Source organism: Ferrovibrio xuzhouensis, from assembly GCF_042648965.1.
Classification (GTDB): Bacteria; Pseudomonadota; Alphaproteobacteria; order Ferrovibrionales; family Ferrovibrionaceae; genus Ferrovibrio; species Ferrovibrio xuzhouensis.
In genome coordinates this window covers 22,787-46,517 of sequence record NZ_JBHRYJ010000007.1, presented here as the reverse complement: position 1 = coordinate 46,517, position 23,731 = coordinate 22,787, and the positions used below count along the sequence as shown (strand labels likewise).

The 23,731-nt window shown below is 62.4% G+C and carries 11 protein-coding genes; 3 read left to right on the top strand and 8 right to left on the bottom strand.

Translation table 11 applies throughout. The annotated features are described in order from the left end of the window. Nucleotide 1: 1 nt before the first annotated feature. Nucleotides 2–241 (top strand): DUF2274 domain-containing protein, encoded by a 240-nt coding sequence (locus ACFOOQ_RS21215; protein ID WP_120216252.1) that lies wholly within the window; start codon nt 2–4, stop codon nt 239–241. Here the strand turns inward: ACFOOQ_RS21215 and ACFOOQ_RS21210 are convergent. The 8 genes from ACFOOQ_RS21210 to ACFOOQ_RS21175 all read right to left on the bottom strand — a co-directional run bounded on the left by ACFOOQ_RS21210 (nt 236) and on the right by ACFOOQ_RS21175 (nt 17,472). After that, the gene (locus tag ACFOOQ_RS21210) at nt 236–1,129 is read right to left on the bottom strand and encodes a LysR family transcriptional regulator (protein WP_379729718.1); all 894 of its coding nucleotides are present in this window, start codon (nt 1,127–1,129) and stop codon (nt 236–238) included. The genes ACFOOQ_RS21215 and ACFOOQ_RS21210 overlap by 6 nt on opposite strands. A gap of 143 nt (nt 1,130–1,272) precedes the next feature. After that, entirely contained in the window at nt 1,273–4,569 is a 3,297-nt protein-coding gene (locus tag ACFOOQ_RS21205; RefSeq protein WP_120216254.1) for a DUF499 domain-containing protein, read from the bottom strand. Nucleotides 4,570–4,582: 13 nt separating this feature from the next. Then, the gene (locus ACFOOQ_RS21200; RefSeq protein ID WP_379729717.1) at nt 4,583–7,387 is read right to left on the bottom strand and encodes a DUF1156 domain-containing protein; all 2,805 of its coding nucleotides are present in this window, start codon (nt 7,385–7,387) and stop codon (nt 4,583–4,585) included. Continuing rightward, entirely contained in the window at nt 7,371–11,600 is a 4,230-nt protein-coding gene (locus ACFOOQ_RS21195; protein WP_379729716.1) for a sacsin N-terminal ATP-binding-like domain-containing protein, read from the bottom strand. Before ACFOOQ_RS21195 ends, ACFOOQ_RS21200 begins: the two co-directional genes overlap by 17 nt. Further along, a complete protein-coding gene (locus ACFOOQ_RS21190; protein ID WP_172595570.1) occupies nt 11,597–12,085 on the bottom strand; it encodes a hypothetical protein in 489 nt (162 codons plus the stop codon). Before ACFOOQ_RS21190 ends, ACFOOQ_RS21195 begins: the two co-directional genes overlap by 4 nt. Then, on the bottom strand, nt 12,085–13,065 hold the full coding sequence (locus tag ACFOOQ_RS21185) for a hypothetical protein (protein WP_120216257.1): 981 nt from the start codon (nt 13,063–13,065) through the stop codon (nt 12,085–12,087). Before ACFOOQ_RS21185 ends, ACFOOQ_RS21190 begins: the two co-directional genes overlap by 1 nt. Next, nucleotides 13,062–16,565: a protein NO VEIN domain-containing protein gene (locus ACFOOQ_RS21180; protein WP_379729715.1), complete on the bottom strand. Its 3,504-nt coding sequence runs from the start codon at nt 16,563–16,565 to the stop codon at nt 13,062–13,064. The genes ACFOOQ_RS21185 and ACFOOQ_RS21180 overlap by 4 nt, the downstream gene beginning before the upstream one ends. A gap of 22 nt (nt 16,566–16,587) precedes the next feature. Next, entirely contained in the window at nt 16,588–17,472 is an 885-nt protein-coding gene (locus tag ACFOOQ_RS21175; protein WP_379729714.1) for a WYL domain-containing protein, read from the bottom strand. A gap of 199 nt (nt 17,473–17,671) precedes the next feature. Between ACFOOQ_RS21175 and ACFOOQ_RS21170 the strand changes: the two genes are divergently transcribed. Continuing rightward, nucleotides 17,672–20,329 carry a PD-(D/E)XK nuclease family protein gene (locus ACFOOQ_RS21170; RefSeq protein WP_379729713.1) on the top strand — a complete coding sequence of 886 codons (2,658 nt, stop codon included), beginning with the start codon at nt 17,672–17,674 and terminating at the stop codon, nt 20,327–20,329. Next, nucleotides 20,326–23,721 (top strand): UvrD-helicase domain-containing protein, encoded by a 3,396-nt coding sequence (locus ACFOOQ_RS21165; protein WP_379729712.1) that lies wholly within the window; start codon nt 20,326–20,328, stop codon nt 23,719–23,721. Before ACFOOQ_RS21170 ends, ACFOOQ_RS21165 begins: the two co-directional genes overlap by 4 nt. Nucleotides 23,722–23,731: the final 10 nt, after the last annotated feature.

Below are 23,731 nucleotides of genomic sequence, written 5' to 3'. Positions count from 1 at the left end.
CATGACGAAATTGAAGCTCGGTCCGATCATGGAGGAAAAGCCGGTCAAGGCGACGCTGGAGCTACCGGCATCGCTCCACCGCGATCTCACCGCCTACGCCGAAGTGCTCGGGCGCCAGACCGGCCAGCCTGTGCGCGATCCCGTCCAGCTGATCGTACCGATGCTGGAGCGCTTCATCGCAACCGATCGCGGGTTCGCCAAAGCCCGCAGAGCGAAACCCGTCGGCGGTCCTGGTTCATAGTTCCGCGCCTTGGCTGCGCGCCAACACCTTCGCCATGCTGACGAAGCGCCTGAGCGCCGGATTATCGTTCTTCGGCGACCATACGCCGCTAAAGGGAAGAACCTCGCCGACGATTGGCCTGTAGCAGATGCCCGGCACATGGGCTGCTGTCGTCGCCTCGCTTGTGACCGTGAGCCCGCTGCCGATCGCGACAAGCGTCAACAGATTATCGCGCCCGACAAACTGTGATTGTATTTTCGGATGGTGGCCGAGATCAGCGACCCGCTGCACCAGATAGTCATGAATTTCCTGACCCGGAGGCACGTCGCTGACGATGAACGGCTCATGCGCGAGGTCATGCCAATGCACCTCCTCTTTCTGAGCAAGCGCGTGCGATTCAGGCGGCACCACGAAAACACGCTCTGACCAGAGATAGTCGGTCTCGCATCGTGGCCAGTCCAAGGTCCCCGTCAGAAAGGCGATGTCCAATCGGAACTGCCGGATCGCTGCGACATGCTCTGCGGGGTTGCCGTCGGCGACCTCGATATGGACGCCAGGATGCTCCTCGGCAAAGCCACGCAGCAGGTCGGGGAGAAAGCCGGATGCCAGCGAGGTGAAAATACCTACCCGCAGATGGCCTTCCTCGCCGCGCCCGACCGCGTCCACGATCTCCGTGCCTTCGTTGACGTAGCGAAGGACCTTTCGCGCCTTCGACAACAGCCGCTGCCCTGCGACGGTCAGGCACACGCCGCCGCTATGGCGATGAAACAACGCTGAACCGAGCCCATCTTCCATGTCGCGAATCCGGCGACTGATCGTGGACTCCTGCACACCGAGCGCTGCACCCGCCTTTCGAAAGCTTCCATGCTCGAAAGCTGCAACGAAATAGCGCAGATGTCGAAAGTTCATACTCACACCTGGAAATTGTCCGGGGAGTCCCCTTATCCCGAATGCTTGACAGAGACGCTGCGAGGCTTGCCAAACCGATTTCCCAGCGTGACGACAAAGTTCGTCGGCGTTCCCCGGCCACACTGGGTAACGCCGACCGGCTGTCACTCTACGGATTTCTCTATGAATCCAAGTGTATTGGCATTCTCGACCAGCGTCCGAACCTTGGCGCGATCGAGACCGTCAGGCACTTCGGCGTCAATCTCAAGTCGGATCTTCACCTGGCTGCCCGGCAGCGTCGTCAGTTGTTCGACGATCGCTTCGACGATCTGATGGATGTCTCGAGCCGGTCGCTCCGGTGAGATCATCACGGCACCGGAAAAGCGCGTCGGCTTCTTGTCCGCTGGAGGTGCCGGCGGTTCACCGTCCGTCGATTGTCCATCTGGCGCTGGCGTACTGTCGCCGGGTCCTGAGGGCGTGTCACCGGTTCCCGGCCGCACCGGCACCGGACGGTGCGCTTCGGCTACCTCGGGTCTCACGATTACACTGTCGCTGTCGATCACCACCACGGCGCTGATCGCCCGCTCGATCGCCAGCCCCATATAAGTGTCCGACTTCTCGTCCCATCGTTCGGCATAGGCGAAGGGACCGGGCAACATCCCGCTCACGGCCGCCTGCACGGCTTTGACCAGAACGTCCTGTCCCTTGAGACGCGGCAAATAGATGTAGCGATTGAGATATTCCCGCAGATCCTTCAGCGACAGTCGCGGCTTGTCATTCCAGATGTATTTCTGGAGATCGCGGTCGAGGCGCGACGGCCCCAACTCCACGAGCAAGCCCTCTTCCGCCACCAGCTTTTTGCTGGCCCGCGCCAGCAGCCCATCCTGCGCCGGAATCTTACCCGATACCCACTCCCAATCGGCTTGGGCGCTTTCCTGGGCCGGGTAATGCAGATAGCACCACGCCTCTTTCAGGCGGGTTTTCATCGTCTCGTTCGCTTCAGTCAGCTTTGCCTTGGCCAGCGCGCTATCGCTCTGGGTGAGGTTCAGCCGCTCCGTATCCCGCACGATCTCGCCCCAGGCGAGCGACGCGCGCACGGCGTCTTTCAGATGATCAAGCTGGCGGGCTTCCGCGGCGATGAACACCAGCATATTGCGATAGACGCGCGGCGTGCTGCCACGCTGCGTGAGGATATCTTTGGCCTCGACCAGCGCCTCCGAACCATCACGTCCGTTATGCGGGTGTTTGACACCCAGCACGACGGCGCGGACGCCGCCCGCTTCATCGGGGACTTCTGCTGATGAGGCCGGCGCGACCTGCACGGCATCAAAATGGCCGCGATCCGTGAGCCCATTCACGTATTTTCCGAGTTCGGCGTCGATCGTCACGTCGACCAGCGCCGTCTCGATCTGCGCCGCCTTGTCCGCCGCGATGCGGTTGAGACTCGCCGACATGGAATACCAGTAGCGGCCGAGATCAGCGTGCATGAACTTGGCTTGGTTGGTCAGCCGGCGTAGTGCGTCGCCAAAGATCGCCGGACGCTCGCCGGGCTGCACGACCCCGAGATTGATCTGCTTGTCGTCGAGGCCGGTGTTCTGCTGCTGATGGGTGGGCGCTGTGCCCATGAAGACCGCGCGGGCGACGCGCCGAGTTGCCGAATACCGGTTCAGGTTGGGCGCCGACTGATCGATCTTATAGGGTGTGGACGTCGTGCCATCGACATCGCCAGCGATGATCGACTGCCAGGTCACATCGAGGTAGTGGAGCAATTCCGGCTCCACGCGCGGGGAACTCACGGCGACACTGCCCGGCATGATCATCACCGATGGATCGCCATTCATCCAAAGCTCATGGATGGCCTGAGCCATCAACCGCAGCACACCGCGCGTGCGCTGGAATTTTTCAAGCGATCCCCAGGTCGCATAGAGCTGGTCGAACAGCTCGGGATGGATCGGATAGGCTTTTTCCAGCTTGCGCCTGTAGTCCTCATCCGCGCAGCCCTGCGGGAAGTCGTTGGCGTTCTCGCGATACAGCTTCGCGAACTGCTTCAGCGTGTTGTCGCGGTGATGGAACTTATCGCCGGGGATGTCCTTGAACAGCCGCCGCCGAACAATCTCATAGCTTTCTTCCTGGCTCGCCGGCCGCCATGACGACTCGACACGGCTGAAGGTCTGCTTGAGCCGCGCCAATGCCTCCTGGCCGCCTTCGCCGCCAACCTCGATCTGTGATGCCGGCAAGGAGGCGACCAGCAGAGTGCCGGGGCTGGCCTTGACCGCCTCGGTCAGCGACTGGACGAAGGACAGGTTCGCGTCGAACGATCCCGACGGCAGCCCTTCGACTTTGTAGATTTGCCTCAGATAGGCGACCCATTCGTCGATCAGGATCAGGCACGGCGCGTATTTCTTGAAGATCGCCTCGAGAAGATGGGAGCCTGGCGCGATGCCGTTGGCATCATTCTCGGCGACCATGGCGAAGGCTTCTGCCCCGCCGAGTTGCCATGCCAGTTCGCCCCATGTGGTACGGATCTTCTGGCCGCTATCGGTATTGAGGACATCCTGTGGTCCTCGCGACGTGCCGACCAGCACCGCGCGATTGACCTTCTGAGGCACGCTCAGCTCGTGCTTGTCCAGCAAGCGGTCAAGTCCGGACAGGTCCTGTACCGGCGTTCCACCCGCCATGTGATAAAGGGCGAGCATCGAGTGGGTCTTACCGCCACCAAAATTGGTTTGCAGTTCGACCACCGGATCGCCGCCGCTGCCGGCAAGCCGTTTGGCGGCGCCAACCAGAAGCGTGCTCAAACCCTCGGTGAGATACGTCCGGCTGAAGAACTGACCAGGGTCACGATACTCGGCGGGCGCGCTGCCAGAATGGACTTTGGCAAGGTCCGCCGCGAACTCGGCCTGCTGGAATTCGCCAGTCGCGACGTCCGGATGCGGTTCGACCACTTCGCGCCACGGGAGCAATCCCGCCACGGTTTCGACCGAGATATCCAGCCGCTGGGTTTTTCGCCGCTCCTCGTTGCGCTGAAGCTCTGTGAATTTGGTCCGGAGGATCGTGTCACGCATCTTCGAGAGCTGCTCGGCAACCTCGCCAGCGCTGATCGACTCCATCAGCCGCCGCATCGTGTCCAACGCCCGCTCGGCATCGTCGTAGGTGAAGGTCTCGTTGTGCGAGAGCTTGTTGCGGACATCGAGCAGTTCGGAAACATAGGAGCGTTCGGGATGCCCAAGCACCGACGCGAAGGCATCCTTCCAGAATGCCATCATGGTCTTGAGCAGACCCTGCTGATCCCAGCCGACCTCTCCTGCCGAATTGGGCTTGAGACCCTGTACTCGCTGCACGACCTCGATCTGCCAATGTCCCTTGACGGAGGTCTCCAACCGCTTCTCGACGAATGGAATGAGCGCTGCGGGGAGCAGCTCCATTCCTTCGAAAACATATTGCCGCGTGCTTTTTGCCACGTCCCGTTCCCCCTCAAATATCCAGGCGGATCTGACGATCCCCGCTTGTGTCGTGGATGGCTGCTGCCGCCTTCGTCAGCTCGGTCCAGTCGGCGATCAGGGCGTTGTACGCCGTGGCCTCCTTCGCATCTTTCCGCTTGTTGGCGCTAATGTCGTAGAGACAATAGGCGAGATCCTTCACGGCCTCAGCCTGTGTACTGATCTTCTTCAACAAGACGGCGGTGTCGTGTGAGATACCGTCCTTCTCGTGCCGACCGACCAGATGCTGGAGGCATTCCCACACCGTCAGGTGGCGGTCCTCTTCCGGGTCCCAATCTTCGTCTAGCTCGTCGCGCGTCAGGATGCGCACCTTGCCGGCGGCACTTTCGACGATGCCGGCGTGCTTGACGCTATCGACCGAGATGCCCCGCGCGGTCGCGATACTGTTGGCTGTACCATAATCTCCCTTGCCCATGCCGTGCTGCTCGAACCAGGTGATGGCAAAGCGGGTGTCAGCATCGAACTCGCCTTGAATACCACCAAGATATTCGTCGAGTTCCCGGTTGATAAGCTGGAGCGCGGTCTTCACGCTCATCGGGCTGTCGTCAGATTCGAGGACGGTCTTGTAATGCGAAAATACCCCCATGCCGGGACCAATGGCCGATTGCGGCATGTCGGCTGGCGCAATGTTTGCGACTTGCAGTTTCGCAATTGCAGCAGGCAACTCACGCTTTAGAGCCCGCAAGAACTCTGCCCGACTAACGCTGATAGCGTTTTCGTCTCTCTTTCTACAGACTAGGACCACGGAACTGGCGAGCGCATTGCTTCCGATCCCTCTAATCCTAGATGTCTGCTCAGATCGAACTGGCCACGTTGCGCTTATATACATACCTGCATCGATTATGGCCTGAATGAATGTTGCCCATCCGGTAGAACTGATTCCATCTTTTTCGATCTCGCTCTGTTTGAACGCGTAGTATATTGAGAGCGGATATTCGGCGCTCGCCTGCAGCGCCATGCTCCGCATAGCTTTCGTCATACCATCCAGGAAGAATTGCTCTGCAGCTTTACCCCCACCGTGTCGAGCCGGCGTAGCTACCAGCTCTTCAGATTTTGGTGTCTGGATAAAAGAGAATAGGTCCGGATACACATCACTTATGCTTCTCTTGAGCCACACATAGAAGAAATCCGAAAGATCCGCATATCCAATATTGTCGTAATACGGCGGGTCGGTCGATATGACAGCGTCAGGTCCGTAAATAACCGACTGTGCATCATGCTGCCATGCGACGCCAGGAGTGTCCGTTATCAGGCGGGACAGGCATTTCGCTTGATATTCAGTCGCTGGCGCAAAGCCGCCCACGACGTCAGCAAGAATATTCGCCTCAGCGAAGTCCCAGACCATAGGTATAGCTTGCCGACCAAAAAGATTCATCGGCTTCTCGTTACTTGAACTCCAACGCACTAGAGAGTTATTGAAATCTGCCGCCCTATCGATCCCGAATGCCAAATATATGCTCACCGCCTCAGCATACGCCTTAGCACCTACACCGCCATCCCGTAAGGAAGGCTCACTATCAGCCATTCCTCCCGCGAGAGCCGCAACCTCTATCTCGCCGCGTACGTCCTTTATGATTTCGCCCAATGTATTTAACGCGACAATCTGTCTTTGAGTAAATAAATCACTCCATTTTGACATTCCGTAGTTGCCCACTCGGAATCCTAGTCCCTGCTGGAAAAACTCGGCTTCAGGCTTCCATTCCGAAACTTGCGAGAAGGCAACATCCTCATGATGTTGCGAAGGGGGAAGATATATGCGACCGCCCTTTCCATCGGCGACGATTGCCATAAGCGTTTGCCCTAGTTCACCCTTGAGGCCGCATTCCTTAATGTATTCTGGAGTGATTGCAGTCTCGGAAATAGGACAAACAAAGTTGGCCCTCCCAACCTTCGTTCCTTCCTTCGCCTTGTCGATTTCTGCCTTGGTGCCGCCCTTGCGGATCCGATATTGAATCGTCTTCGTCGCCTTATCGATTTCAAGAGATATCCAGCTCTCTTTTCCTTTCTTCGTGCTGAGGACGAAATTTGACGCTATCGGCACTCGCACGTTGGAGAAGGCGGGATCGGGGCTCGGTACCGTTCGCGCCCATATCCACGCGATTACGGTCGCTTTCTGGCCTCCCAGATCTTTGGGCAAGTCAACCTTCGGATACAGTTGGCCAATACGCTCTACGGCGCGCTGTCGAACACGCTCACCGTAATATGTGACGTCCTCGGCCAAGCCTTCGGCATGACGGTAGTGATTCCGATCACTGGGTCCGGGATGGACGGGCTTCAGTCCTTGAAATCTAGGCGGTATTTCGATCATTGCCTTGCCGATCATGACAGCGACAGGGTTTAAGTCGCTGCCATGCGCGGGAAGACCAAGTCTTTGCGCCTCCGAAGTTATTGAAAAACCTCCAGAGAAGGGATCATAAACCGATGGAAGAGTTCCATTGCAGGATCTTAATATTTCTACCCTTGCCTCTCGGAACAACTCTTCATCGTGACTGTTTTTCCAATCGGACAATCTCTCTATAATATTGAACAATCGATTTCGTTCTACCTGTTGCGCCTCTTCCGTTGAAAATTGAGCAGGATCGCTCGAAGGGTCGTCAACGAGTTGCGCAAACAGGAATGAACGACACGCCACATGAGGGCGCCGTGCCCACCAATGGTGAATTCCCCGCGGGTGCGGGCCTATCCCTGGCATCTTCTCATAGGACGAACCCGCACTGATCGCCTCCAAAGGGATCGCGACCTCAATGAGCTTCTTCTTGATGTTATTCGTCGAGGTCATAAACGAGCCTGTAGGTTGCGGGGTGAATGGTAAGTTCGCCGCCGTCGCGCAGTGCGCGTAGGCGAACGCCCGTCATCTCGACGGGATCACCCTCCGGGTTGATGAGAATGAACGAATAGAGGTCCGGCTTCTGGTCAAGCAGCCCCCAGACGTCGGCCTCAAGCTGGAGCGGTTCATGCTCCAGGCAATGGTCCTTGGGATAGTAATGACGCAGGATCTCACCGCCTGCCGAGCGGCGCTCCCACGGAAAGCGCGTGCCGTTACCGCGGCCGATCCAGCTCCCGTCCGCATGGAAGAAGCGATCCTCGCCGTCAGCCTCGTAGCCCTGGCTCAACGCGAAGCGCGCCATGACACTCGGGCGTGGGGGCTTCGGCACGGCGCGGGGCTTGGTCACCACCTCTGTTTCGATCAGTTCGCGATCCGCCTCCCCGGCCGGCGAGGCGGGTTCAGGCTGGTTTGCGGGCTCATCGTCCTCCGCTGGGTGGAGATCATCCGCATCAACCGGCTCGGCATCACCGTGAGCGTCTTCGGCAACCTGGTCGACGTCCTCGTCATCGCCGGGTTCGGCAGCGGGCTGTATCTCGGCAATCGGTAGGGCGACGATGAGCTCAGGGCCGAGTGTGAAATTCTCCTCGAGATATTCCCTGATGTCCTCGGGCGAACGTTCGAACGCATAGGCCAGTGCCGCGCGAATATCGGCGCTCAGGCTCCTGCCAATCTCCTCCGGCACACGCTTGGCGAGCTTGGCCTTCGATAGCGGGCTGACGAACAGCTTGCGGTCAAGCCACAGGATGTCGGTGAGCCGGGGCGTACCGGCCGGCACGCCATCAAGGTACGGGATGACCTCCAGCTTGGAGCTCTGGACCCAGCTCGTCGCCGCGATCGCATCAGACAACGTCCGCACACGCTCGGTCTCGGCGGCATCGGCCAGCTCGATCCGCCCAAGCTGCGTTCCGAACGCCGTTAGCCAGGCGCGGCGATCATCCACGCCGTCCAGCAACGACGGCTGGTTGAAGCGTTCCTCAACGAGTTCCGACAAGACCAGCAAGGCCGAGAATGGCGGCGCCTGCACGGTCTCCCCCGACAGCCGCTGAAAATCGGCGGTCTTGCGCTTGACCCATTCGTGCAGATGGCTCCACCGGAACAGCGTCTGCATACTCAGGCCATAGGCGAGCGTCTCAACCGGCGCCCACTCACCCACCAGATTCACCCAGTGCCCGCACTCTTCCCATATCCGGGTCGGGTATCGGATCAGCAACGTGCGAACACGCCGGACCTCATCGGCTGACAGCGCTTTCCCCGAGGCCAGCGTCCCAAGCCATTGCAGTGCCAGATCCGCGGACGGCCGATCGGCGACACCGATACGATGCCACAGACTGAGGTCGAGCACGGACGCGCGCACGACGGCGGCGCCGGGAACATCTTCCTCGTCTCCCGCCAGGAAAACGCCGCTGGTCGGCGCCCATGTCCCATCCTGGGCGAGGATCAGCTTCTCGGTCTTGAAGGCGTTCCTAATGTTCTGGGCATCGACGGTCGAGCAACCGTCAAGCATCTGATCCAAGCGGCGATACCACTTCTCGACTTCATGCGCTGGCGCCTTGTCGGATTTCGCCAGGGAACGCAGGCGGTCGAGCAGACGTCCCGGACCGCTGGGCGCGCTGCGAACGCTGAGAAGATCGAGCAGCGGGCGCGTCGTTTCCCGGTCGAGCAGCCCATGGACGAACGGCTCCACGTCGATCAGGGCTTCCGTCTCGGGTGTCCTGCGAACCAGGTCCGCTGGGAGCTGGATCATGTTGCGCGTGTCGGGCAGGCAGGGTTTGGCCCGCAGCTTCAGCAACCAATCCGCCAACAAAGGCTCCGACGTGACCGATCGCGTCGACCCCGTGGTCGCTACCTGCGACAGACGAGCGCCAGCGGTGCGCAACCAATAGGTATCGCGCTGATCTAGGATCTTGCCGACGATTTTGGTCCAGATGCCCGCGTCGACCTTCGACAGCGCCTCCCAATGCCTCCAGTAATCGGTAGAGAAATCCCAGTCTTCGATGACGAACTGGTTGGTAACATACGGATAATAGAGCGCACCGCGTGCTCCACGTGCCTGCGCTTCCGTCGTGAGCTGCTGTCGCCCATAGATATTCTGGCGCTTCTGGACGAACGGCACGAACGTCAGGAGACCGGAGCGGCCAGAGCCGATCCAGCGAAGCCAATCCTCCCGCGAGCAGGATTTGAAGCTCGCTACATAATCCCCGTGCAGGAGCTGGGTCTTCTGGACCGACTCAGGCAGCAGCTCCTCCAGCGCGCCATTCTCGTCGAACAACACTCCCTTGCCGATCGACCGAAGCGTTCGATCAACGCAGGCGTACCGGAAAGCGTCACCGATCGTGACGCCCAGCTTGGCCGCGATCTGGGCAAGCTGAATACACTCGGCGAGTTTCGGTTGGCCGGCGTTGAAATAGTCGGCAGCGACGCGCTCGATCACGGCATTGACGTCGCTCGTCCCATCGAGGCCGATCTCCTCCAGCACCGCGAAAGCCGCCTCGACCGTGTCGTTGCGGCTTTCCCCGTCCCCCTTGTCGCGGCGCTGCTCGGCGAGAAACCGGGTCCAGTTCTGGTTGAGGACGATCAGGTGGCCGGCGAGAAACTCCCAATCCTCTTCAGACTGAAGCAGCTTCTTCTCGCCGAGCCGCACGATCTCCGACGCCCCATAGAGCACGTCTTTGCCCTGCACAGGCACGATCCGCAGGGCGTCGGCGTCATGACATTGCCAGCCCGTCACTTCGGGCGCGATATAGGCCCATAGGTTCAATAGGTGTCGCCAGGTCGCGGGCCGAGGCAGGTGATTGCTACGCAGGCGCTCAAGTAAATCGGTCTTCGAGAACTCCTCGACCAAGCCCCAGTGAACGAGCTTGGTCCGGTTCTTGGCCGATACATGTTGGCACAGCGCCGACCGGGATTTGTCGTCGAGCAAGGCCATAGCCTGATCAGCCGGCCAGATGTCGAATATCTGCCGCGGAACAGTGATCGCGGCTTTGGCGCTGACGAGTTGCCCATCTTCGGTCAGCAGCATCGATCGGCCATCGATCGCCGCATCAAACGCCAGTTCGACGATCGCACCACACGATCCTTCGAGCGTGGACGCCTCACGATCAACATCAGGCAACAAGCCATAGGCATCCGAGCGATCCCGCGGGCTGGCCTTGGTCTGCTCCAGCCACTCAATCATCGCACTGGCGGCGAGTTCGCCGGCCCGGTTCAACAGCCAGCGATTGGTCGGCGAGGTCTCCGGATCCTTGATCTTGAGACGTGCCGGATCCTGGATAAAGGGTGCGTTGCAGGCGAAAGGTAGCGTCGTTTCCACGCCGGTCGGCAGCACGACATAGAGCCGGCCCTTGGCGCCGAGCACAATCTCCACCCGGCAGGGCGGGAAATCACCGCTATCCTCGGCCCCCAACATCCGCTCGTTGCGGATCTCGTCGAGCGCTTCGGCAGGAAAGGCTTCCTCGTCCGACCGCACGAGCAGGAAGGGATCGTTCGCCTTCTCGTCCAAAGCCATCCATTCGCTTTCGGCGATGGGGCCAGGTCCGAGACTCTGCCAATGCACCTCGCTGTCGCCGATCAGAAGGCGACGGATTTTCTTGAAGAACAGCAGCGACACCGGGCTTTTCAGCCACTCGTCGAGGTTCTTCTCGACTTCGCGGCGTAGCAGCGGGCCTGCAATTGCCACCTCGACGCGCGTGGTTCCAGACGTCAGGGAACGACTATCAATCCAGTGCGGCTGCGTGAACCGCGCGCGCTCGAAGGCGACAGCCAGCGTCGGCGTGAACAGCTCGACCCGATCGCCCAAGCTGAATGTGCTCTTAAAGCCGATCCCTCGGAAGCCGATCGTGTGCAGCGCGCGCTTGTTGGAGTAGCCGAAGCGGCAGATCGATGCAAAGTGGGCCTCGATGAAGTCCTCGCCATTGTGCTCGAACACGAAGCGGTCGTTCTCGATCGATACCCGCGCCTCGCTAGCACCGGCGTCGTCAGCATTCTGGAGCAGCTCAGACAGAATATGGCGTGGGCTCTGCACCTGCTTGAAGAGCTGATGCCACGGCCCTGCAAGCTCCGGGTCCGCCTCAAGCTGGTCCCAGCGTTTGGTGGCGCGTTCCTGGATGGGCTGGAAATAGCCAGGAGGATCGTCGAGGATCGCTTCGATCTTGCGGCCCGCGCTCATAGCGGCAACTCCAGCGTCGAAGGCGTGGCGACCATTTCGGGTCCGCGCGGCGGGGCTGTCTTACGCCAGCCGCCCTTTACGGTCTGGATTGCAGAGATCGGCAATCGTCGCCCGGCCGGCAGTTCGTGCAGATCGCAAACGTGCCAGAACACCGCCCAGTGGCCCTGATTGTCGGACGTATATTGGCCCGTCGTCGGCGGGCGATGCATCATTTCCTTTGAATGCTTACCGTTTCCGCTTTCCTCGCAGCCCACATACCAACCCAGCCAGGACACGACAAAACTGAGCTTGGCCGGCACGTCCTCGTGGGATGGATAGATCAAGACCGGCACGCGAACGCCGCCGCGCAGTTCATCGACCTTGCGAAACAGCTCCCACTTCCGCGAGCCAAAGGCGACGAACCCGGCCTTGTGCGCGATGTCTGCGCCGGACTGAAGATGCTCCAGCGGCACCGGAGCGAGAATGGCAAAATCCTTCATCTCCATCACGCGCCCCTCCCTTGCGATCCGCACCGCATGAGACTGACGCGATAGCGATAGGCTGCAATTTCCTCGACCACGACGCGGTCCCCCGCTCGGGCGCAATACAATCGATAGAAAGCGCCGATCCAGCCACGGGCGCGGAAAAACTTCTTCTGGCCGTCGAGGTCGGTCTGGACCGGGTCCGTGCCGCCCCACTCGATCGTTAGATCGCGCTTCGCCCGCGTCGCCTTGTTTGACCCGCCAATGGCGTCGGCCGGGAAGCGGTCGAAGAAAGAACGGAGGTAGATGTGGTTGTTCGCGATGTTTCCGTCGGTGATCTCCACCTCGCCGATCACGCGCCCGGTCGTCGTCTGCAAGGTCGTCATGACCCGTGACGCCGGAGGTCGCACGGTCTGGGCGGTCGCGGTTGATGGCATCGTCTTCACCGGATCGATTACGTCCGGCTTGGCGTCATCCCACTCAATGTCGACATGCAGCTTACGACCGCGCTGGGAGACATCGACCTTCACCGTATCGGCGCTGCCGAACCGATCCTGCCGCGAAGCGCCAACCAAAGGCATCGCCACTTCCGGCTCGCCCATCGTGCCCCCGGCTCCGAGCTGGCTCGCGATACCATCGACGGCCGCATCGTCCAGTTCGACCCAGGTCACGGCGCCGCTCTTGTGCCGGTAAGCAACCGGTCGGTCGAGGCGGCGCACATCGGCAAGCTTCCAGGGCGTATTCCATTTCGCGACTTCGCCCGAACGGATCATATGCTCGGGAATACGGTGATGTTCGAACGTGGCGATCATCTCTTCTGGCGATAGCGGCGCGCCGGCCTCGATCAGTCTTGCCACGCCATAGACCGCCCCCGTGCCTTTGCGGATCAGTCCGAACCAATCGCGATGAGAAGCGCCGGTCGAGCGCATTTCCCAGTCCTTGGTCCCGCCAAGGATATAGCCAATCCAAGGATCGGCGATGATCAGACCCTTGGTGATCCTCATCGCGGCGCCTCCGCGCGCTCGAGCAGGCGCGGCAGATGAAATTGAATTGCCGTCTCGAGAAAGGACGGCTCGCGCTCGACAAGAGGGCCACGCACATAGCGCGGCTCATGGGCGAAGCCGCTGGCGACAGAGACGATCGCCAGAATAAACTTCTCCGGCTCGTGCAGCGAGGTGATGACCTCCTGCCGTGTGATCATCACGCTGTCGGCACCGTCGATGCGCCCCTTGACCTCGATGAAGCGTAGGTGCCCCGACTTCGGATCGTGCGAGGCGATGTCGTAGCCGACCTTCTGGGCCGATACGTCGACCGGCGCGTTCCCCAGTGCACGCTCGGCGGCCATGACGGCCTCCATCGCGGCAAGCTCGATCACTCTGCGTGCAGCGGGGTCTTCCGCAAAATGGTTCGGGACGCTTGGCGATTGACGCTCTTCGAGCAGGCCGCGCGGGATGACAACCATGCCACCACGGACACGCGGTGGCTGCGATGAGATGAAGCGCTCGCGCTCAAGCTGGTCCATTCGGCGCTTCTGCCGTTCGGCAAGGTCTTCAGCGCGGCGCTGGGCATTCTGCCAGTTCACCCGCGTCTTCTTGCCAGCCCGCTCCTCTTCCTTCAGCTCGAAGGCGCGCGAGTCCCAGTAGTTGATCTCCTTTTTGAGCCGGGCGCGAACTTCCTGCTCGACCTTTTCGATCTCGGGCAGGCGCCGCGCCTTGACCTCGGCGACATGACCCTGGGCAAGCTCGACTGTAGCGAACCGAATGGCTGCTTTTTCCAGCTCTGAGGTGAGCCAGCTCTCGTCCAGGAGGTCGCGCACGCTGGCAACCTCCTCCGTCGTCGCGGGCCGGAGATTCAAGTGCGGCGCAATGCCTGCATTGACGGTATTACCAGTCCTGTCGAGGGCCGCGAACTGGAGCCGTTGCGATATTACGTGCGGCTTGCCGGCGCTGGTAACACGACTGTCCTGGACAGTGTGCTCCAGTAAGAAGATCGCCGACAGCGCGTCGCCGGCATCAGTGTCATCCACCAGGATCGCACCCTGCCGCATGATCTGCTCGTATTGCTCGCGGATCATGCTGATCACGGCCTCGAGCAGCGGATGGCCGGGGCAGACGAAGGCTGCGACGGGCTGCTGGTTGATCTTGTCCTTCTCGAAGCAGATCCGCTCATACTGCGTCTGAATCGGCGCACCGGTCCCGATCTGACGATCCCGCTCGCGAATACGCACCGGGACGTGCGTGATCTCCCAGCGTCCTTCCTCGCGGCGCTTGATCCGGCCACCCAGATGCTGAAACGCCTCGACAAAGAAGCTCTGGATGTGGTGCGGCTGAAGGCGCTGCGCCTCGGCGCGCTCCATTTCAAGCCTCAATTCCTCGACCCTGGCCTCGGGCATGGTGTCATTGGTCAGCGCGCGGCGCCGCAGCAGTTCGAGCAGGTTCGCCTGGTCGACCGCGCCATCGACCTGCTGGAAGAGACGCGCCTTGACCTCTTCCCTCTCGCCATACTGTATCGCCTCGAACAGCAGATCCTTGAGCGCCACGCCGTCGAAGAGTTCACCGAGCACGTCATAGACACGACCGCCCAACGCCTCGCGCGCTGCCTCCAGCTTTTCAAGAAGCCGGGCATAAACCTCGCCCTCGCGAGTATCGGCAGCGACAAGATTCCACAGATGGCAAACCTCAGTCTGACCAATGCGGTGGATGCGGCCGAACCGCTGTTCGATCTTGTTCGGGTTCCACGGCAGGTCGTAGTTGACCATGAGGTGGCCACGCTGAAGGTTCACGCCTTCACCGGCCGCATCATTGGCGATGAGGACAAGCATGTCCTTGTCCTGCATGAAGCGCTCGACGACCTTGCGTCGCTCCTCGCGTGACACGCCGCCGTGGATCACCTCTACGGCCTCAGGATTGCCAAGCCGCGACCGCACCTTGTCGAGCAGGTAGTGGAGCGTGTCCTTGGGTTCGGTAAAGATGATCAGCTTGCGTCGATTGCCGGCAGCATCGATCATGAGATCGTCGTCGAGAATACGATTGAGCTGAGTCCACTTCGTATCGACGCCGGAGCGAAGTACACCGAGCGCCATCGCCTCCAGGCCCTTCAGCGTCTCGACTTCGAGGGCGAGTTGTTCGACCGTCTCGGCCGTCGTCGCGCCCGTCGAGATCAGATCCTCAAGCTCGTCGATCTCATCCTGACCATATTCCTCGATGTTGCGCAGCATGTCGGCGTTGACTACCGATTCACCCATACCGGCCCGACGGCCTTTCGCGGCAAGGCGTGCCTCACCCAGCTCATTCTCCAGCCGCTCGCGGCGCCGCTTGAGTGACTGGTAGATGGCGGCCGGGGACGAGGCGAGGCGCCGCTGGAGAATCTGCAAGGCGAAGCCGACATTGTTGCGCTTCTTCCCGTCACCCTCGGCGAACCGCTGCACGCGGTTCATCTCGGTGCGCACATATTCAGTGACGGCGGTGTAGAGCGCAGCCTCCCCTTCCGAGAGCTGATATTTGACGGTGCGCGCGCGCCGCTCGGGGAAGAGTGGCCGGCCATCGAATCTCAGCAGTTCCTCTTTCGTCAGCCGCCGCATCATGTCTGCGGTGTCGGCGTAGTGGACGCCATCGCGGAACCGGCCTTCGAACCGATCTCCATCGAGCAGCGCCATGAAAAGCTGGAAATCCTCTTCCTTGCCATTGTGCGGCGTCGCCGACATCAAAAGCAGGTGCCGACATACTTGGCCAAGCTTCTGACCGACCTGATAGCGGCGGGTATATTTGACCTCGCCACCGAAATAGGTCGCTGACATGCGATGAGCTTCGTCGCAGATGATCAGGTCCCATTCGCGGGCACTCATGAGCTTCTCTTGAAGCTCCTCATTGCGCGCGAGCACATCGAGACGGACGATCAGCCGATCCCGGTCGCTGAACGGATTGCCCGACCGCGAGTTCTCGATCATGTCGCGAGAGAGGATATCGAATTCGAGATTGAACTTCTGGCCGAGTTCGTCCTGCCATTGCTCGACCAGACTGCCCGGCGCGACGACGAGACAACGCTCGAGATCGCTGCGCGCGATCAGCTCCTTCATCAGCAGACCGGCCATGATCGTTTTGCCGGCGCCGGGATCGTCGGCGAGGAGGAAGCGAAGCGGCTGCCGCGGCAGCATTTCGCCATAGACAGCAGAAATCTGGTGCGGCAGCGGCTCAACTAGACTCGTGTGAACCGCCAGATACGGATCGAAATAATGCGCCAGCTTGATACGGTTGGCTTCCGTCACCAGACGCAGCAGCTCGCCATCGGCGTCGAACGACCAGGGCCGCCCGTTCTGCTCGATCTCAAGACGGTGTTCGTCATCGCGATAAAGAACAGCCTCGGCCACCGCACCATTGTGATCGCGGAAAACGACATTGATCGCCTGGTCGCCGATCCAGTCCACCGAGATGACATGCACGGGCTGCGCGGAGGCCACCCCCCGCACAGACGCGCCGTTCTTTACATCTTCAAGCCGTGCCCCCATCAGTCAGCGCCCCCCGATTCATTCATAGCTGAAGCCCCGATTTCTCTAGCGCGGCCTCCGTTTCCTTACGGTTTATCGTAACGATATGCTGCGTATGGGCGCTCTGCTTTGAGGCATCGCCAAGAAGCCCGAGGCGCTTCAAGACATAGAAGAGCATTGCGTAGCGCACCGAAAGCACGCTCTTGCCCTGGTCCAGCCCATAATCCTTGGCGACGACTTTCTGTTGGCTCGCCGTAAGAGCCGGATGCGGCCCGACGATAACGTCGAAATAGTTATTCCAGAGCCAATCCCGTTCACCAGTCTCGCCAGGCTCCCCATTCGCGCCGACGTCGAGGATGCGCGGCAGCAGGAAATCCTTGAACTTGTGTTCGAGGTGGCAATAGGCCCGCGTGTGCCAGCGGAAACCATCGTAACCGAAGCCGTGCGGCGTGATCCGTCGCCAGGTAGGTTCAGGCCGCAACTTGTTCATCGACTGGTAGAAGACGTCGATGGAGACGCCCTCACGGCAGGCGTCGAGAATCTTCCTCAGAACCTCAATGTCGATGTCCCGCCTGGGGGTCAGCGCCACATCGGCGCTGGGGAGCGCCGCAATCCAAGAGTCGTTCGCGGACACAGCCCCCTCGGCGACCGAGCGAAGCTGCGATAGATAGATGTACGGGTCCGGCTCCAGGAACCGCAGCACAAATTTCTCGGCAGCGACGTAGCGCTTGGCGCGGGTGTCATACTCCATGTTTCCGGGCGCACGCTCCTGATAGAGCGTCAAATCCTTGGAAGCCTGCGGCACCGACACACCAAACGCCTCGACAAGATCAGCCCGGTTGATCGAGCCCTCCCAAAACAGCCGAAACTCGATGAATTCGAGTCGGCGCCCGACCCCCCACTTCAGCGCCGTCGCGGCTTCTGCCATGTACCCTGCCTCGCCTAATGGGGATAAAAACTATATGGACAACTCATCATTGTCCGTGTAATTAGTATTCCCATTAGGGGGTTCCGTCAATGGTCGATCTGTCACAGTCAGCGAGGCAAAGAATGCCGCGGCACGGCTTTTTGGATCGGATCGATGGCGCGACGCACAGCCCCAAGCAAAACCCGGAAGGAGGACGGCCATGACCATCGCACATCGATCCACCTTGGTCGTTCACGGCCGTCTCGCTATGCGGGAAAGCCGCCTTGCGGCGGGCCGTGCCTGCCAGCACGGCCTCCAGATCATCTCCTTCGAGCAGGCCGCCGTCCGGCTGGCCGGCGGTTTTGTTCGCCCGATCGATGACGAAAGTCTGGGCGGGGCCATCCAGACGGCCCTATCCGCCACGCCGATGGGCGAACTGGAGAGCATCAAAACGCTGCCCGGTATGATCGATGCGGCGGCTGACACGCTGCACAAGGCCTGGCGCGCGGGCATAGATCTTGCCGCAGGCGCGGCCGATGACCATCCCCGTCTCGCCGCCATCGCACGCCTGGAGGCGGCCGTCCTCGACCAGCTTCCAGCCGGCATGCTGCGGCCTCTCGACATCGCCGCCGCCGCGACTGAGCGTCTTGCCCATGCGCCAGCGGTCCTTGGTCCGATGGAGATCGTCGGGCTCACCGAACTCTCGCCGTGCTGGCGGCCGCTGCTTCAGGCGCTCACCGCCCATATCCCCGTGCAGTGGACAGCCGGCCCGAGAAGCGTTCCCGCATGGCTGGACGGCACGGGCGTCGCGATCTCGCGTGCGCCGGCGCAGGCGCCGGGGATCAACGCCGTCAGCGCGGCGACGGCCTATCACGAGGCCATCGAGGCGATGCGCTGGGTGCGAGGCCTGCTCGCTTCGGGCGTCACCCCCTCGGAGATCGCCATCGCGACCGCCTCGCCAGCCGACTATGATGATCATTTCCTGGCTCTGCGCGCCGACGCCAACATCGACCTGCACTTCGTCCACGGCGTCCGCACCGTCACCACCCGCGACGGTCAAGCCGCCGCGGCGCTGGCCGACATCGTGGTCCGCGGTCTGTCGCAGTCCCGGTTGCGCCGGCTCGCAGCGCTCTGCCGGGACAACGGACCTTTCAAGGCGCTGCCCGAAGGCTGGCTGCGAGTCCTGCCGACCGATGCGCCGCTCTCGACGCCGGGCGCTTGGAACCGACTGCTGGCGCGCTTGGCGCCGGAAGACTGGCCGGATGGCGCCGACCATACGCCGGCTTTGCGCGCGGCAGTCGAGACGCTGACGAAAGGGCCAGAGGCGGCCAGCGAGATTGGAGAAGCCTTCCTTAAGGGCCGAGCCCTCGCGATCTGGCGCAAGGCGCTGCTTGCCGGCCCCGCCGCCTCGGTCGATGCGACACTCGAGACCCTGAAGCAGGATGACGGACTGGAAGCCTGCATCTGCGTCGCCTGGATGCCGGCCAGCGCGCTGGCCGCGTCGCCCCGCCGCTTCGTGCGGCTGCTTGGCCTCAATTCGTCCCGCTGGCCGCGCGGGATCGCCGAAGACCGGCTGATACCGGACCATATCATCGCGACCCCTGTGCTCGACCCGTTGCCGGTTAATCTCGCTGACCGGCGCGATTTCGAGACGATCCTCGCCACGACGGGCGATACCGTTGTCCTCTCTCGCGCGCGGCGTGACGCCGATGGACGTCTCCTGGGTCGCAGCCCTCTGCTCGCCGGGCATGGCGACGAAACCTATCTGCGCCGCAACGCGACGCCAGCGCACGCCTTCAGCGAAACCGACCGCCTGATGGCCCGGCCCCAGGAATTCGCCGCCGATACGCAAGCCGTCAGCGCGCAAGGCTGCTGGCGCGACTGGCGACAGATCGAGATCACCTCCCACGATGGCTTGGTGCGGGCGGATCATCCGCTGATCCTCGCCATCCTCGGCCGGACCCAATCCGCCAGTTCGCTGCGCCGACTGTTGCGCAATCCGCTCAGCTTTGTGTGGGTCTATGCCTTTGGATGGCGTGAACCGCAGAGCAGCGCCGAACCGCTCGTGCTCGACGCACTCGGAATTGGCGATCTTGTCCACTTGGTCCTAGACCAAGCCCTGCGCGATCTCGAAACCGGAGGTGGCCTTGCGGCCGCCGACGCGCAGACCCTCGAAGCCGCAGTGGCGCGGGCCGCGCAAGCCGTCGCCGCTGACTGGGAGAGCGAGCGCCCGGTTCCGCCGGCGGTCATCTGGGGGCGGACCCTCGACGACGCCTGCGTGCTGGCCAGCCGCGCTCTGTCCTATGGCGATGACCTTCTGCCAGGCGCGCGTTCCTACGGAGAGGTTCCCTTCGGTGGCTCGCAGCCGAAATCCGACGGGCAGACGCCTTGGGATACGAGCACGCCAGTCACGATCCCCGACACTGGCTTCAACATCGCCGGCTATATCGACCGGCTCGACATCGCGGGCGACGGCAAACGCGCCCTCGTGCGCGACTATAAGACCGGCCGCCCGCCGCGCGGCGACATCCGACTGAACGGCGGACGCGAGCTTCAGCGCTGCCTGTATGCGTTCGCGGTCAAGGCGCTGCTCGGCGATGACGTCGCGATCAGCGCCTCTCTGCTCTATCCACGCGATCCCGTCGATCTTCAACTCGACGATCCCGAGGCGGTGCTCGTGGAGATCACCGGCTATCTACGCGCGGCAAGGGCGAGTCTCGCCGGCGGCGCGGCCCTGCCTGGACCGGATACTGGCGGCGACTACGACGACCTCGCCTTCGCCCTGCCGGCCAACGCCAGCGCCACCTACTGCAAACGCAAGATGCCGGCTGCCACGGCGCGGCTCGACGAAGTCGCTCGGGTCTGGGAGGCGGAATGATGAGCAACGTGTCCAAAGTGCTGAAGGATGACGGCGCGCGCCGTCATGCGATCAGCCTTCATGATCGCTCCAACCTGGTCGAGGCGGGCGCGGGTTCGGGCAAGACCGCCGTCATGGCTGGGCGCATCGCCGCCATGCTCGCCGAAGGCGTTTCCCCGCGCGCCATCGCCGCCGTCACCTTCACCGAACTCGCCGCGAGCGAATTGCTCTCGCGCGTCCGCGAGTTCGTCGCGGACCTCTCGGCCGGGGTGATCGCGACCGAACTGCGCGTGGCGCTGCCCGACGGCTTGTCGGAGACCCATCGCCGCAATCTCACCGCCGCCAGCGCCGCGATCGACGAAATCACCTGCTCGACCATCCACGGGTTTTGTCAGCGCCTGATAAAGCCCTACCCTGCGGAGGCCGACATCGACCCCGGCGCCAGCGTGATGGATCGCAACCAGGCCGATCTGACCTTCCTCGAGATTGTTGACGGCTGGTTGCGCGAGCGCCTGTCTGGCGGCCAAGGCGGCATCTTGGCCGAGATGGTGCTGCATAGCCCCGGCGAAACGGTGGCGCTGATCCACAAGATCGCGGAGAACCTGCGCCGCCGTCCCACGCTCGCTGCGCCCCCTGTCTCCGCACTTGACGGCCACCTTGCAGCGTTCCGACAGGCGGCCGCGGATTTCGTAGGCTTATTGGGCGGTACAGCGGCGGCCGAACCGGAGACGGCGACGATCGTCGAACGGCTGGCCGAAATGGCGGCTGCCCTGGCGACCGCTCCCGATCCAGGGACGCCTGCAGGCCTCGTCCAGCTCCTGACCTCGCGCCCCCACCCGGATCTTTGCACCAAGTCCGGCACCTTCGCCTCCTACCGCAAGAAAGGAAAATGGGCGGCCGCAGCCAAGCAAGCTGGTCTTTCCAAGGCCGACGGCGATCGGCTGAACGACGTGGCCGAGACCCACTACGCCGCCTGCTGCGATGCCTGGACCGCGCTTGTGCAGGTGGCCGCTGGCCATGCTCTCGCAGCGCTGATCGACGAGGCGCATCCCATCCTGCAACGCTATCGCGACCACAAGCGCGCCAGCGCCCAGCTCGATTTCGACGATCTGATTTTCGCCGCGCGCGCCTTGCTGCGAGACCACGATGCCGTACGCCGGGCGCTGGGACAACGTTTCGCCCATGTCCTCGTTGATGAGTTCCAGGACACAGATCCCCTGCAAACCGAGATCTTCTGGCGTCTGTGCGGCGAACCGGTCGATGGCGATGACGACTGGACGCGGTACCAAATCCGGCCAGGCGCGCTCTTCCTGGTGGGCGACCCCAAGCAGGCGATCTATCGCTTCCGGGGCGCCGATGTCGGCGCCTATGTCCAAGCGCGCGACGCTTTCCGCGCCCAAGACGCCGACAGCCTCCTGTCGATCTCGACCAATTTCCGCTCCTGCGCCTCGATCCTTACCTTCGTCAACGAGCGCTTCGAGGCCGTGCTCTCGGCCGATGGACAGCCGGGGTTCACCGCGCTTGACCCGTTCCATGACGACCGGGGTGGCGTTTGCGTAGCGGCCCTCGACATCGCCGTGGCTGATGAAAACGGCAAGGCCAGCGCCGAACTGCAACGCGACGCCGAAGCCTACGCCATCGCCGAACTTTGCGCCCAGCTGATTGAAAGCCACCCTATCGTCGACCGACGCAGCGGCACGGAGCGCCCTTGCCAACCGGGCGACATCGCCTTGCTGGCGCCGACCGGCGCTGAACTGTGGCGCTACGAGGAAGCTCTGGAGCGGCGCGGCATCCCCGTGGCGACCCAGGCCGGCAAAGGGCTGTTTCGCCGCCAGGAAGTCCAGGACCTGATCGCGCTGACCCGTGTTCTGGCCGATCGCCGCGATACGCTCGCGCTCGGCGCGCTGCTGCGCGGACCTCTGGTCGGCTTGTCCGAAGAAGAGCTGCTGGACATCATCTGGGGGCTTCCCCGCTCGGAAGATCAGCCTGATCGGATTCCACGCCTGGATCTCAGCATCGACCCTGCCGTCATCACGCACCCGCTCACGCGCGAGGTCATCGAACGGCTGCAATCGCTCTCCCGGCGCGGCAACAGCACGACCCCGCACGAATTGCTTTCACAGGCGGTGGACGTGATGCGCATCCGCCCGCTTCTCCTCGAACGGCATCGCGGCCAGGCCGAGCGCGCGCTCGCCAACGTCGATCTCTATCTCAGCCTGTCGACCGGCTACGCCGTACGCGGTTTGCGCGCCTTTGCCGAGGCCATGGCGACGGCGTGGTCCGACGAGGCCCGCGCCGTCGAGGGGCGACCCGATGCACAGGAGGAAGCGGTCGCGCTCTTCACCATGCATGCGGCCAAGGGGCTGGAATGGCCGATCGTCATTCCGGTCAACACCATGACCGGCGTGATGGCGCCCGAAAGCGCCGTCCTCGATCGCCAGACCGAGACCTTCTATTGCCCGGTCCTGGGCGTCCCACCCGAAGGCTATGACGCTGCGCGCCAGGCGGAAAAGGAGGAACTGGACCGCGAACGCATTCGGCTCTGGTATGTCGCGGCCACACGCGCCCGCGAGCTTCTCGTCCTGCCCCGGCTCGACACCGCGCCGTCGAAATCGGCGTGGATCGGTCTCGTCGATCTATCGCTCGCCGAACTTCCCGGCCTAGATGTCTCGCATCTGCCCGCCTGTCTCACGGCCGCGGGCACGGGAGTGGACAACGCCCAGACACGCGCGACCTTCGCCGCCGAAGCTGAAATCATCGCCGCTGCACAGACGCGGCTGACCTGGCTTGCACCCAGCCGCGACGAAAACGCCGCCGGGGCGGTGCTCCGGGAAGAAGAGGCGTCCCTCTGGACCGGCTCGGCTGACGACCAGCCCCCCGAACTGGAAGCCGTTGCCCCCGTGCAGGGAGGCCGGGAGCGCGGGCTGATCCTCCACAAGCTCATCGAAGAGGTACTGACCGGGGAGATCCCGGAAGCCGAGGCGGCGCTGATCGAGCGGGCGGCCGACCTCATCCGCTCGCTTGGCCGGTCGCCGGTCGCCGATCCAGCGACAGGGCTGTCGGCCGACGAACTGGCAGCCTGTGTCGCTCGCACTCTGGCTCTGCCTGACATCGCGGCCTTGCGACCCGGTCTCCTGGCCGAATTTCCCGTCTATGCCGCCCAGGCGAACGACGGCGTGGAAACCGCGACGGTCGGAATCGCCGACGCTCTGACAGTTGGCGCAGATGGCCGGCCAGTCGTGGTGGTCGACTGGAAGAGCGACGTGGACCCCGACGCGCAGACTCTCGATCATTATCGTGCGCAGGTGCGCGCCTATCTCAACATGACCGGCGCCGAACGCGGACTGATCGTGCTGATGACGAGGGGAGCGGTAATTTCCGTCTCGCCTTCGCAGCAGACCGTGTCGGCCTGACGGAGGGCGA